Raw genomic sequence first — 13,014 nt, 5'->3', positions numbered from 1 at the left:
TTCACCCTGCTTTACTCTGCATTTGCATGCGTCGTTCAGCGAGGGGGCGAATTATAGCCAAGCCCGGCGCGTCCCGCAAGGGCTATTTCTCAGCACCAAGCAGCCCGCTCACCGCCCAGCAAGCCTGCCCTTCACTTCAAGCACGTTTTTTTGCAGCCTGTCGCAATAGGCTGGCGCGCCTCCCTGACTTTGGGCACAGTGGCAACATCAGACTCTGACGTGGCCCAGCAACAGGTTACACTTGCCCGCCACGTCATTAACTCTTGTATCCCGTATTTTGAAAGCGTCCACATGCTCCCGATTTCCAACCTGCCGCAACTGTTGAAAACCATACTCGCCTGGTTGCAACGGGGATTCGACGCGACCACGACGTGGGTCACGCAACTGTCTTGGTGGAAATTCTTTCTGTTTGCCGCACTGGCCCTGATCGCCGGCTCGATTTTGCAGGATGAGCTGTTCTCGTCCAGTCCGAATGAAGAAGTCGTCATCAAGTCGCATAAACGGGCCAGCAAGGGCACGGGCGAAACGAATATCCTGATCGACGATACGGGCATCCATTTCAATCCTCGCAATAGCAAGAACCGGCGCAGCAGCACGGCCGACGCCACTGATGCGGCCGATGCCGCCGAAGCGGACGAGCACGCAAATGCAGTACCCCCCGAACCACCTGAGCCACCAGCGGCGCCTGCCAAGCCCAACTACCCGGTCACGACCAATGCTTCGGGCGAAGAAGTGCATATCGAATTGCCGCCACAGATCGGTGAAGAGCTGTCGAATGCCATCGAAGAAGCTGTCGATGATGCGGCAGAGCAAAAAGTATCGCGCTACCACCAGCAAGCATCCACCTGGTTCAAGAGCTTTGTGTCCTTGCTGGTATTAGCCCTGTTTGCCATGAAGGCCTTGGTCGGCGGCAAGAAGCGCGCCGAAGCGGAAACAGTCACGGCGAACGAGGCGGCCGAGCGCGAATCCATGCAGCGCCAGCTCAGCGAAGCGAAGATGCAGATGATGCAGGCGCAAGTGGAACCGCACTTCCTGTTCAACACGCTCGCCTCCGTTGAACACCTGATCCAGGTCGATCCGCCACGCGCGGCCAAGATGCAGCGCAGCCTGATCCAGTACCTGCGCGCCGTGCTGCCGCAAATGCGCGACAACGCCCTGATTACCAACCTGGGCCGTGAGGCGGACATGGTGCAAGCGTATCTGAACTTGCTCAAAATGCGCATGGAAGAGCGCCTCACCGTCGACTTCCAGATTCCCGACGGCCTGCGCAGCGCAGCCTTCCCGCCCATGATGCTGCAGTCGATGGTGGAAAACGCCATCAAGCACGGCCTGGAAGTCAAGCCGGAAGGCGGCACCCTGCGCATCGTGGCCGAAGTGGCGCACAACAAGCTGCGCGTGACAGTCACCGATGATGGCCTCGGCTTTGGCGTAGTTCCCAGCGACGGCACAGGCCTGGGCTTGCCCACCATCCGTGAGCGCCTGAAACTGTTGCATGGCGATCAGGGAAGCCTGACCATTACGCCAAATCAGCCAAGTGGCGTGTGCGCCGTGATCGAAGTGCCGTATCAATTGTCCAAATAACGTGTATCTATAAGACAGTTGATAAAAACGCTAAATCATTGAATAATCAATCTTCGCCTGTTCACACTTGAGACCTATGCCTACCGCTATTATTGCCGACGACGAAAGACTGATGCGCGACCAGCTGCGCTTGCGCCTGGGCCAGGCCTGGCCCGAACTGGAAATCATCGGCGAAGCCAAGAATGGCGATGAAGCGATCGACCTGGTGGAGCAGCTCAAGCCGGACTTTGCCTTCCTCGATATCCGCATGCCCGGCAAGACAGGCATGGAAGCAGCGCAGGTGATTGGCGGCAAGACGCATATCGTCTTCGTCACCGCCTATGACACCCACGCCGTCGAAGCCTTCGAGCGGGGTGCCGTCGACTACGTGCTCAAGCCGCCCGAGCATGAGCGCTTGCTGGTCACGGTGGAACGCCTGAAAACCCATCTGAACAAGCCGGCGCTGGACGTCAACAGCAGCGTCACGGCCATGCTGTCGCAACTGGCGGAAAAAATCACGGCCAAGCCCACCTATCTGCAATGGATACAGGCCAGCATCGGCCAGGACTTGCGCATGATACCCGTGGAAGAAATCCTGTTCTTCCGTTCAGACGAGAAATACACGTGCGTACAGACGGCCAAGTATGAGGCGCTGATCCGCAAACCCGTGCGTGACCTGGCTGAAGAGCTCGACCCTTCGCTGTTCTGGCAAATCCACCGCGCCACCCTCGTCAACGTAAACGCCATCGAAGGCGTCACGCGCGACATCCGTGGCCGCCACCTGGTACTGATCAAGGGCAAGCCCGACAAGCTGGAAGTCAGCCGCAGCTTCTTGCACCTGTTCAAACAAATGTAAATCCCCTGCCGCCGTCCGGCCTTGCCGGCGCGGCGCATCGCCGTCCATTGATCACTCCCTGGCGCCTTCCTGCGCCACGTCAAGCCATGCCGCGCCAACAGGCCTAGGCTGAACTGTGCTGCCAGTGCTCCCCCACCTGCCTGCTGTCGTTGCCACGTTCGCAAGGAAATCACATGCCCTACCCAGGCACCACCGGATTGTTGCGCCTCCTGCCCCTGGGCATGGCGGCAGCGCTACTGCTATGTTTATTTCCCCCACTCAAGGCCAGCAGGCAACGGCAGGCACGGGGCCAGGCCATTATCGACAGCGCCAGCGACGCCATCATCAGCATCGACAGCCATCACACCATCCTGCATGCGAACGCCGCCGCCGCCCGGCTGTTCGGCGACACGCAGGACGGCATGCGCGGCATGCGCCTGGGCCATTACATCCTGCGCGACTTGCGCAGCCTGAGCAAACATGACGGCGAGCCCCAGTTTGATGACATCGGCCAGGAGTTGCGGCTGACGGGCCGGCGCGCCACCGACTACACCTTGACGGGCCGGCGCAGCGATGGCGCCATGTTTCCCCTCGAAGGTTCGCTCTCGGCCATGCAGGAAGGCGGGCGCATCGTATCCACCATCATCGTGCGCGACATCAGCGCGCGCAAGCAAGTCCATGAACAGCTGGCGCGCTCCTTCTCGCAACTGCGTGAATTGTCGAGCGCGCTGCAAACCATACGCGAGGAAGAGCGCAAGCACATCGCGCGCGAATTGCACGACGACCTGGGGCAATTGCTGGCCACTTTGCGCGTCGATCTGACCCTCGTGCGTCAGCATACGGACACGACCTTGTCCCTGCAGGCATTGCTGCAGAGCATGGATGGCTTGCTGGTGACGGCCATCACCTCGCTGCGCCGCATCGCCAGCAATCTGCGCCCCCGCGCGCTCGATGAAGGCGGCTTGTATTTCGCCCTGCAAAAATTGCGCCACGACTTCCTGCTGCGCCGCACCGTGCATTTCGACTTGCTGGCCGACGAGGCCGACCTGGTACTCGACGATGCGCGCAGCACAGCCATCTACCGCATCGTGCAAGAGGCGCTGACGAATATCGCCCGCCACGCGGAAGCCAGCCATATCACCATCGCCCTGCACCGCATCGACTCTTCGCTGGCGATCACCATCCAGGATGACGGCCGGGGCATCGCCGAGCACGACCTGGAAAAATCCACGGCCCTGGGCTTGCTGGGCATGCGCGAGCGCGTCTGGGGCTTGAGTGGCAGCATCCATATCGGCGCCGACAACGAACTGGGTGGCACACGCATCGAGATTACCGTGCCGATGCATGCGGAGGAACACGAATCCGCCCTGCAATAAAAAAGGCGCCCGCAGGCGCCTTCCATTCCCTCACATCCAGCGATGCTTAGAACTTGTGTGCGATGCCGACCTGGTACGACGTCAGCGACTTGACGCGCTCGCGGCCAGCGTAAGCGTACAAGTCGGTACGCTTCGACAAGTGGTAGTCGTAGCCGACGCCGAATTCCTTGATGGTGTCCTGATCCTTGACCTTGTTGTTGCTCTGCTCTTGCTTGCCATACGACACTTTGGCATCGCCGCCGCCAACCGTGTAGTTCAGGCCGATCAGGTAGGACTTGAACTCGCCATTTGCCGCAACTTTGGTATCGCCTTTCGAGTAGGCGGCCGTGATCTTGGCCGGGCCGAATTTATAGCCGCCACCGATGGACCACAGGTCCGGCTTGGCAGCCGTTGCCGTTGCTTGCACGGCTTTTTCGTAGCCGGCGTGCAGGCTGATCGGGCCATTGTCGTAAGTTGCCAGGCCGATCACGCCAGCGTCAGCGCTGTTGACTTCGCTCAGCACGTATTGCAGGCTGCCCACGAAACCGTCAAAGCTCGGGCTGTTGTAGGTCACAGCGTTGTTGACGCGCGACGAACCGACGCCCGAACGCAGCAAGGTTTCATTGTTCTTGCCGACGACGCCGTAGGTGTTGAATGGGTCGACGCGGGCAATGGTGCCATCGACCAGGTTTTTCGTGCGGCCCAGGATGGCGGTACCGAAAGCGCCTTTCAAGCCCACATAGGCTTGACGGTCGAACAACACGCCTTTTTGCGCGCCGGTATCGGCCAGGAATTCACTTTCCAGGTTGAAAATTGCGGACAGGCCGCCACCCAGATCTTCCGTACCCTTGAAACCGAGGCGCGACGCATTGTTTTCGCGCTGTACCGTCGGCTGGCCAGTGGTCTTGGCAATACCGAGGTCAACCAGGCCGTACACGGTCACGTTCGATTGTGCTTGCGCCGTAGCTGCTGCGAAGGTGCCGATGATCAATGCTGCCAGAGTAATTTTTTTCACTTGAGATTCTCTACATTAGGTTGGACAAGTTGTGCGGCTGCGTAGGTAGCTGCTTAGCTGCTGAACCGAATCATGCCCATCAAATGCTTCAACAATATGACAACGACAAGATGTTGCTTTTTGGCACAACGTCGTGTCAGATAAAAACAACAGGCGAAAAAAAACCGCCCGAGGGCGGTTTGTGCGGCGGCATGGCCGGCCTATTTACCGTAGGCCGGAATAGCGGGGCAAGGCCACGCGTAATCCGACAACATTGTTGGCAAGGCGGCGGTGTCGGATTACGCGGCTGCGCCGCTAATCCGAGCTACCATATAGACAGAGCAGCCTTATTTCAAGCGGCAGCTCAGCAGCCAGTAGTATTCCAGGCGCTTCATGCGGATTTCGCGGGCCGAGTGGGCAAACTTCTTGCGCAGGTGGCTATCCGAAGGAAAATTCTTCAGCACTTCATAGCGCTCGCCCGCTTCCGTCGTGCGGAACTGGTGGGTGTTGCCTTCCAGGTCGGTACGCGCGATCACGGTACTGCTGCCATCGACATAGGAGTTGTCGATCAGCACCAGCAGGATGTCCTTGCCCAGCTTGGTGCGCAATTGCTTCAGGTATTTATCCTGGTCTTCGCGCTTGACGTGCGACCACCAGAAACCGGCGAACACGGCTGTGAACTTGCCCAGCAAGTCGTCCGGCAAGTTAAAGGCGTCGAGCTTGGCGAAAGTGACGTTGTCCGGCAAGCCGCGCGCCTGGGCCAGCGCCAGCATTTCATCGTTGATATCGGTGGCCAATACGGACTCGGCCGATTCGGCGACCACTTCCGTCCAATAACCGGTGCCGCAAGCCAGTTCCAGCACGGTGTGGCCTTCCAGCACGTCGGCAACCTTCTCGCGCAATACTTCCAGGTCTTCCTGGCGTTCGGGCTTGTCATAGACGCGCTCGTACTGCTGCGCGATGGTGGCGTAATATTTGGCAAGCTGATCGGTAATCATTGTTTCTTCTCTTCGTAAATAATCCTGGCCAGGCAACCCGCCCGGCCGGCTTCCTGCATTGTTATAGTTCGTAGTGCTCTTTATCACCGCTCATCGCCTGCTCGATGAGCTTGCGGTTCAGGGTCGGTGTCAGCAACTCGATAAAGGTATAAATATAGCTGCGCAAATACGCACCCTGCTTGACGGCCACGCGCGACACATTCATGCCGAACAGGTGCCCGACAGGGATGGCGCGCAAGCCTTTGTCGCGCTCGGCATCGAAGGCCATACCCGCTATGATACCAATCCCCATGCCCAACTCGACATAAGTCTTGATCACGTCCGCGTCGATGGCCTCCAGCAAGATGTCAGGCTTCAGGCCGCGCAGCACGAAAGCGTGGTCGATCTTGTTGCGTCCGGCAAACGCGCTGTCATAGGTAATCAGGGGAAATGCGGCGATCTCTTCCAGGGTGACGGACTTCGATTTCAGCAGCGGATGGTCGACCGGCACCACCACCACATGCTCCCACTGATAGCAAGGCAAGGTGATCAGGCCATCGATGGCGGCGATCGATTCCGTGGCAATGGCCAGGTCGGCCTGGTCGCGCTGCACCATCTCGGCGATCTGGCGCGGATTACCTTGCAGCAAAGACAAGCGTACTTTCGGGAACTTGATCATGAACGCTTGCACGACTTTCGGCAAAGTGTAGCGCGCCTGCGTATGCGTGGTGGCAATGGTAAAGCTGCCGCTGTCCTGCGCGGCGAATTCCTTGCCGATGCGCTTCATGCTGTCGATTTCCTGCATGATCAGCTCGACCGACTCCAGCACCAGGCGGCCCGGCTCCGTCAAGCCACGGATGCGCTTGCCATGGCGTGTAAAAATATCCACACCCAGTTCTTCCTCCAGCTCAATGATGGCTTTCGACACGCCCGGTTGCGACGTAAACAAGGCTTTGGCGGCGTCCGTCAGGTTGTAATTCTGCCGGACCGCTTCGCGCACGAAGCGCAGTTGATGGAGATTCATTGCTGGTTTTGCCCTAGATTGCCGTGATTTGCCGAGGTTTCCGCCCCACCCATGATTTTACGTTCATGCATATACGCATATCGCATATAAGCAAATGCGTACTAAGTAGTTTGGATTAAACCTTAAGTTTATTACTATTGCGGGTACTTTGGGGGTGCAAGCATGACTTTGTCTTATATAGTCTCAGGATTTGCCGTAGGATTACTCGTAGGAATGACCGGCGTGGGCGGTGGTTCGCTGATGACGCCGCTGTTAACCCTGCTGTTTGGCGTGCCGCCTTCCGTGGCCGTGGGTACCGACCTGGCCTTCGCCTCGATCACCAAGAGCGCTGGCACCCTGACGCACCGCCTGCGCGGCACGATCCGCTGGGATATCGTCAAGCGTTTGTGCATCGGCGCCCTGCCCGCCGCCGTCATTTCGACCCTGGCGCTGAAATCATTCGGCACCCTGTCGCCGGAAATCGGCCAGATCATCCGTTACTCGATCGCCGGCTCCGTGCTGCTGACGGTGGTGGCGCTGATCTTCAAGGGCCGCATGCTGGCCTGGATCAATGCCCATCCCGAAAAACAATTGCAAGGCAACAAGCTTGCCGCAGCGACCATTATTTCCGGCGCCGTACTGGGCGTGCTGGTGACGGTTTCGTCGATCGGCGCCGGCGCCATCGGCGCCACCTTGCTGGTGATGCTGTACCCACGCATGAGCTCAGCCGAAGTGGCGGGCACCGACATCGCTTACGCCGTGCCCCTGACGGCCATCGCCGCGCTGGGCCACTGGTGGCTCGGCTCCATCCATTGGGAATTGCTGGCCTCCTTGCTGGTCGGCTCCCTGCCCGGCATCACCCTCGGTTCCTGGGTGGCCCGTTCCGTGCCGGAAAAGTTTTTAAGAGTGCTGCTGGCGATGACCTTGACCGGCGTGGCAGTAAAGCTAATCTATTAATACCGAACGAGTGACAAGAGCAGTATCAAGAACATAATCCCAGGCAATCTTCCAGCACCCCGGCTTTTTTAGGAATTGATATGTACCATTACGATCAGTACGACCACCTCATCATCAAAGAACGTATCGCCCAGTACCGAGACCAGGTTGCGCGCCGTATCGCCAATGAGCTGACGGAAGAGGAATTCATTCCGCTGCGCCTGCAAAACGGCCTGTACATGCAGCGCCACGCCTACATGCTGCGCATCGCCGTGCCGTACGGCTTGCTGTCGTCGACGCAGATGCGCATGTTCGCGCACATCGCGCGCAAGTACGACCGCGGCTATGGCCACTTCACCACGCGCCAGAACATCCAGTTCAACTGGATCGAGCTGGAACAGACACCCGATATCCTGACCGACCTAGCCTCCGTGGAAATGCACGCGATCCAGACGTCTGGCAACTGTATCCGTAATACAACATCGGACCCGTTCGCCGGCGTTGCCGCCGATGAAATCATCGATCCGCGTCCGTACGCGGAAGTGCTGCGCCAGTGGAGCACCTTCCACCCCGAGTTCATTGCCCTTCCCCGTAAATTCAAGGTCGCCATCAATGGCGCCGAGGAAGACCGCGCCGCCATCGCCGTGCACGACATCGGCCTGACAGCCGTGCGCAACGCGGCCGGCGAAGTGGGCTTCAAGGTGATGGCCGGTGGCGGCATGGGCCGCACGCCGATTTTGGGCAGCGTGGTGCGCGACTTCCTGCCATGGCAGCACTTGCTGACCTACATCCAGGCCATCATGCGCGTGTACAACTTGCACGGTCGCCGCGACAACAAATACAAGGCGCGCATCAAGATCCTGCTGAAAGCCATCGGCGTGGAAGAATTCACGCGCCAGGTGGAAGCGGAATGGGTCGACCTGAAAGACGGTCCGGAAACCCTGACGCAGGAAGAAATGCAGCGCGTGGCGGACTTCTTCAATCCGCCCGCCTACCTGGCCCTGCCGGAACTCGACTACAAGACGGAACACGCGGACAACAAGGCGTATGTGAACTGGCTGGCGCGCAATGTCAAGCCGCACCAGCGCCCTGGCTACGTGGCCGTGGTGCTGTCCTTGAAGAAAACGGGCGTGCCGCCGGGCGACGCGACGGCCGAGCAGATCGACTTCGTGGCCGACCTGGCCGACCGCTACAGCTTTGGCGAACTGCGCGTGACGCATGAACAAAACCTGGTGCTGGCCGACGTGGAACAGTCGAAACTGTTCAAGCTGTGGCAGGAAGCCAAGGCGCACGGCCTGGCCACGCCAAACATCGGCTTGCTGACCGACATGATCTGCTGCCCCGGCGGCGACTTCTGCTCGCTGGCCAACGCCAAGTCGCTGCCGATCGCGGCCGCCATCGCGGAACGCTTCGACAGCATCGACTTCCAGCACGACATCGGCGAGATCGAACTGAACATTTCCGGCTGCATCAATGCCTGCGGCCACCATCACGTGGGCAGCATCGGCATTCTCGGCGTCGACAAGGATGGCAGCGAATGGTATCAAGTGTCGATCGGCGGCGCGCAAGGCAACAACGCGGCCATCGGCAAGATCATCGGACCATCGTTCTCTTCCCTGCAGATGCCTGAAGTCATCGGCCGCCTGCTGCACGTCTACGTGCGCGACCGCCATGAAGGCGAGCGCTTCGTCGACACGGCCCAGCGCCTGGGCCTGGCGCCGTTCAAGGAACACGTATATGCAACGCCGATCACGGTCGGCAACCTGGTGGGAGAAGACGAATATGTTTGAAGTACGCGAAGAAATCATCAAGAACGCCGCCGTGGTGCCGAACAGCTGGGGCTTGCTGCGCCTCGATGAAAACGAGACGCCGGAAACGGTGGTCGTGCCAGAAGGCAAGGTCATCGTCCCCCTGCTCGTATGGCAAGCCCAGCGCGAGACCCTGGCCGCCCGCCTGCCCGACATCGGCGTCTGGCTGGCCAGCGACGAGCGTCCGGAAGAACTGGCGGCCGACGTGGCGCAACTGCCCGTCATCGGCGTGGACTTCCCGAAGTTCACGGATGGCCGCGGCTATTCCATCGCCTTCAACCTGCGCGCACGCCTGGGTTTCCAGGGTGAATTGCGGGCCATTGGCGACGTCTTGCGCGACCAGCTGTTTTCCATGCACCGGGTCGGCTTTGACGCTTATGCCACCCGGCCCGACCGCAGCATCCATGACGCCCTGAAAGGTTTGTCGGTCTTTTCGGAAACCTACCAGGCATCGTGGGACCAGAAGTCGCCGCTGTTCCGCCGCCACCAGCGGGAAGGCCAGAATCCTGACCTCGACAACGCGGCCGGCATCTGAGAAAGCGGGCCATGAGCGACCTCTCTACTTTAATTGACGCCACCGAGCAAACGCTGACACGCATCGCCGCGGACTTTTCGCCGGCCGTGTTTGCGTCCAGCCTGGCAGCCGAAGACATGGTGCTGACCGACATGATACTCAAGGCAAAGCTGCCGATCAGCATCTTTTCCCTGGAAACAGGCCGGCTGCACCAGGAAACTCTGGCCGTGCTCGACAAGGTGAAAACCCGCTACGACCACGACATCACCCTGTACCGCCCGCAGCCCGATGCCGTGGCCGCCTACGTGGAACAGAACGGTCTCAACGCTTTTTACAATAGCGTCGAGATGCGCCGCGAGTGCTGCCGTATCCGCAAGGTCGAGCCGCTGGGCCGCGCCCTGGCCGGCAACAAGGCCTGGGTCACGGGCCAGCGCCGCGCCCAATCCACCACGCGCGCCGAGCTGCACGTGCAGGAAGACGACGCAGCGCACGCCATGACGAAATTCAATCCACTGGCGGACTGGTCGGAAGAAGACGTGTGGGCCTACATCCGCGCCAATGACGTGCCCTACAATGCGCTGCACGACCAGGGCTACCCGTCGATCGGCTGCGAACCATGTACGCGGGCCGTGCAGCCGGGCGAAGATGTGCGCGCCGGACGCTGGTGGTGGGAAAACCCGGATTCCAAGGAATGCGGCCTGCACATGGTGGATGGCAAGTTGATCCGCATCAAATCCGTGGCAGCCTGATCCGACATAACAGACGCAGCAGAACAAGAAAGCATCCAATATGAGCAATATTTTGAACCAGCGCCACCTCGACAGCCTTGAGTCGGAAGCCATCCACATCCTGCGCGAAGTGGCGGCCGAATCGGCCAATCCCGCCCTGCTGTTCTCGGGCGGCAAGGATTCCGTCGTCCTGCTGCGGCTGGCAGAGAAAGCCTTCCGTCCAGGCAAATTCCCATTTCCCCTCGTGCACATCGACACGGGCCACAACTTCCCTGAAGTCATCACCTTCCGTGACAAGAAGGTGGCGGAACTGGGCGAGCGCCTGATCGTCGGCTCCGTTGAGGACTCGATACAGCGCGGCACCGTGCGCCTGCGCAATCCGGCCACGGATTCACGCAACGCGGCGCAAGCCGTGACCTTGCTGGAAACCATCTCCAAACACGGCTTTGACGCCTGCATCGGCGGCGCGCGCCGCGATGAAGAAAAAGCCCGCGCCAAAGAACGCATCTTCTCGTTCCGCGACGAATTCGGCGCCTGGGACCCGAAAGCCCAGCGTCCGGAACTGTGGGACCTGTATAACACCCGCGTGCATCCTGGTGAAAACATGCGCGTGTTCCCCATCTCGAACTGGACGGAGCTGGACGTGTGGCAATACATCGCCCGCGAAAAGCTGGAACTGCCGCCGATCTACTTCGCGCACGAGCGCCAGGTGATCCCGCGCAACGGCCTGCTCGTGCCGCTGACGGATCTGACGCCGCCGCGCGACGGCGAAACGGTGGAAACGCAAGTCGTGCGCTTCCGCACGGTCGGTGATATCTCGTGCACCTGCCCCGTCTCGTCCGATGCGGCAACGGTGGACGCCATCATCGCCGAAACGGCAATCACGCAAATCACGGAACGCGGCGCCACCCGCATGGACGACCAGACTTCCGAAGCCTCGATGGAAAAACGCAAGAAAGCAGGGTATTTCTAATGAACGCAGCAATCCAGAACACCAATTTGACCGATACCCTGGAGCGCGGCATGCTGCGCTTCATCACGGCCGGTTCCGTCGATGACGGCAAGAGCACCCTGATCGGCCGTTTGCTGTTCGACAGCAAGGGCATCTTCGCCGACCAGCTCGACGCCATGTCGCGCTCCAAGCACAAGCGCACGGTGGGCGACACGGTCGACCTGTCCTTGCTGACGGACGGCCTGGAAGCCGAGCGCGAGCAAGGCATCACCATCGACGTGGCCTACCGCTACTTTGCCACGCCGAAGCGCAAATTCATCATCGCCGACACGCCAGGCCACGAGCAATACACGCGCAACATGGTCACGGGCGCCTCGACCGCCGACGCCGTCATCATCCTGATCGACGTGTCGAAAGTCAAACTGGGCGACGACGGCAGCGTGGAACTGCTGATCCAGACCAAGCGCCACTCGACCATCGCCCACTTGCTGCAGATCGAACACGTGGTCGTCGCCGTCAACAAGATGGACCTGGTCGACTACGATGAAACGGTGTATAAGCGCATCGTCGCGGCCTACCGCGAATTCGCCCAGTCGCTGGGCTTGAAGGACATCACGCCGATCCCGCTGTCCGCCTTGACGGGTGACAACGTCGTCGAACGCGGCGAGAAGCTGGGCTGGTACACGGGCCCGACCCTGATCGAGCTGCTCGAATCGCTGTCCGTCTACGATGAATCGCACGACGCGCCGTTCCGCTTCCCGGTACAGCTGGTGGCGCGCCACAATGGCCACGAAGCCAACGACTTCCGCGGCTACATGGGCCGCATCGAGGCAGGCAAGGTCAGCGTCGGCGACACCCTGGTGGTGCAGCCATCGGGCCAGACGGCAACAGTGAAAGATATCGTTACGCTGGACGGCTCGCTGAGCACCGCCGTGGTGGGCCAATCCGTGACTTTGCTGCTGAATGAATACCTGGATATTTCGCGCGGCGACTTGCTGGCCAGCAGCGAGCGCCCTGCGACCCTGCTGAAAACCGTGGTGGCCGACGTCTGCTGGCTGTCGGAAGACGCGCTGGACCTGCGCCGCAAGTACTGGATCAAGCATGGCACGAAGCAGACGGCCGCCAAGGTGACGGCGATCGATTCCATCCTCGATATCAACACGCAGCAGCGCCATCCGGCGGAAGGGCTGAAGCTGAACGACATCGCCCGCATCAGCCTGAACGTGCAGCAGCCGCTGGCTGCCGATGCGTATGACGATATCCGTGCCACGGGCGCGTTTATCCTGATCGATGAAGTCACCCACCAAACGGTCGCCGCAGGCATGATCCGCGTCAGCTAAGGAAGGCAAGCA

The 13,014-nt window shown here is 60.2% G+C and carries 12 protein-coding genes; 9 read left to right on the top strand and 3 right to left on the bottom strand.

The genetic code is table 11. The features are described from left to right. Window positions 1-291 precede the first annotated feature (291 nt). The 3 genes from JaAD80_RS00130 (at window position 292) to JaAD80_RS00120 (ending at window position 3,771) form a co-directional block, all read left to right on the top strand. Window positions 292-1,581, top strand: coding sequence for a sensor histidine kinase (locus JaAD80_RS00130; RefSeq protein ID WP_102292360.1), 1,290 nt, complete (start codon window positions 292-294; stop codon window positions 1,579-1,581). 76 nt (window positions 1,582-1,657) lie between these two features. Continuing rightward, entirely contained in the window at window positions 1,658-2,416 is a 759-nt protein-coding gene (locus tag JaAD80_RS00125) for a LytTR family DNA-binding domain-containing protein (protein ID WP_102292359.1), read from the top strand. A gap of 173 nt (window positions 2,417-2,589) precedes the next feature. Beyond that, on the top strand, window positions 2,590-3,771 hold the full coding sequence (locus tag JaAD80_RS00120; protein ID WP_102292358.1) for a PAS domain-containing sensor histidine kinase: 1,182 nt from the start codon (window positions 2,590-2,592) through the stop codon (window positions 3,769-3,771). Between the two features lie 46 nt (window positions 3,772-3,817). Here JaAD80_RS00120 and JaAD80_RS00115 read toward each other — a convergent pair whose 3' ends face one another. The 3 genes from JaAD80_RS00115 to JaAD80_RS00105 form a co-directional block, all read right to left on the bottom strand. After that, window positions 3,818-4,765, bottom strand: a complete 948-nt coding sequence (locus JaAD80_RS00115; RefSeq protein WP_102292357.1) for a porin — start codon at window positions 4,763-4,765, stop codon at window positions 3,818-3,820. 326 nt (window positions 4,766-5,091) lie between these two features. Then, window positions 5,092-5,742 (bottom strand): class I SAM-dependent methyltransferase, encoded by a 651-nt coding sequence (locus JaAD80_RS00110; protein ID WP_102292356.1) that lies wholly within the window; start codon window positions 5,740-5,742, stop codon window positions 5,092-5,094. Between the two features lie 61 nt (window positions 5,743-5,803). Continuing rightward, a complete protein-coding gene (locus JaAD80_RS00105) occupies window positions 5,804-6,745 on the bottom strand; it encodes a CysB family HTH-type transcriptional regulator (RefSeq protein WP_102292355.1) in 942 nt (313 codons plus the stop codon). A gap of 162 nt (window positions 6,746-6,907) precedes the next feature. Here JaAD80_RS00105 and JaAD80_RS00100 point away from each other — a divergent pair, with 162 nt between their 5' ends. From JaAD80_RS00100 to JaAD80_RS00075, 6 genes are all read left to right on the top strand, one after another. Continuing rightward, window positions 6,908-7,681, top strand: a complete 774-nt coding sequence (locus JaAD80_RS00100; protein WP_102292354.1) for a sulfite exporter TauE/SafE family protein — start codon at window positions 6,908-6,910, stop codon at window positions 7,679-7,681. Window positions 7,682-7,761: 80 nt separating this feature from the next. Continuing rightward, complete coding sequence (locus JaAD80_RS00095; RefSeq protein ID WP_102292353.1) at window positions 7,762-9,450, top strand: nitrite/sulfite reductase; 1,689 nt, start codon at window positions 7,762-7,764, stop codon at window positions 9,448-9,450. Further along, window positions 9,443-10,003 (top strand): DUF934 domain-containing protein, encoded by a 561-nt coding sequence (locus JaAD80_RS00090; protein ID WP_102292352.1) that lies wholly within the window; start codon window positions 9,443-9,445, stop codon window positions 10,001-10,003. Before JaAD80_RS00095 ends, JaAD80_RS00090 begins: the two co-directional genes overlap by 8 nt. Before the next feature lie 11 nt (window positions 10,004-10,014). Continuing rightward, entirely contained in the window at window positions 10,015-10,731 is a 717-nt protein-coding gene (locus tag JaAD80_RS00085) for a phosphoadenylyl-sulfate reductase (protein ID WP_102292351.1), read from the top strand. A 40-nt stretch (window positions 10,732-10,771) separates the two neighbouring features. Next, window positions 10,772-11,683: a sulfate adenylyltransferase subunit CysD gene (gene cysD, locus JaAD80_RS00080; protein WP_102292350.1), complete on the top strand. Its 912-nt coding sequence runs from the start codon at window positions 10,772-10,774 to the stop codon at window positions 11,681-11,683. Then, window positions 11,683-13,002: a sulfate adenylyltransferase subunit 1 gene (locus JaAD80_RS00075; RefSeq protein WP_102292349.1), complete on the top strand. Its 1,320-nt coding sequence runs from the start codon at window positions 11,683-11,685 to the stop codon at window positions 13,000-13,002. Before cysD ends, JaAD80_RS00075 begins: the two co-directional genes overlap by 1 nt. Window positions 13,003-13,014 lie beyond the last annotated feature (12 nt).

Origin of the sequence: Janthinobacterium sp. AD80, assembly GCF_002878455.1 — a bacterium.
Classification (GTDB): Bacteria; Pseudomonadota; Gammaproteobacteria; order Burkholderiales; family Burkholderiaceae_D; genus Janthinobacterium.
This window is presented reverse-complemented; position numbering and strand designations above follow the sequence as displayed.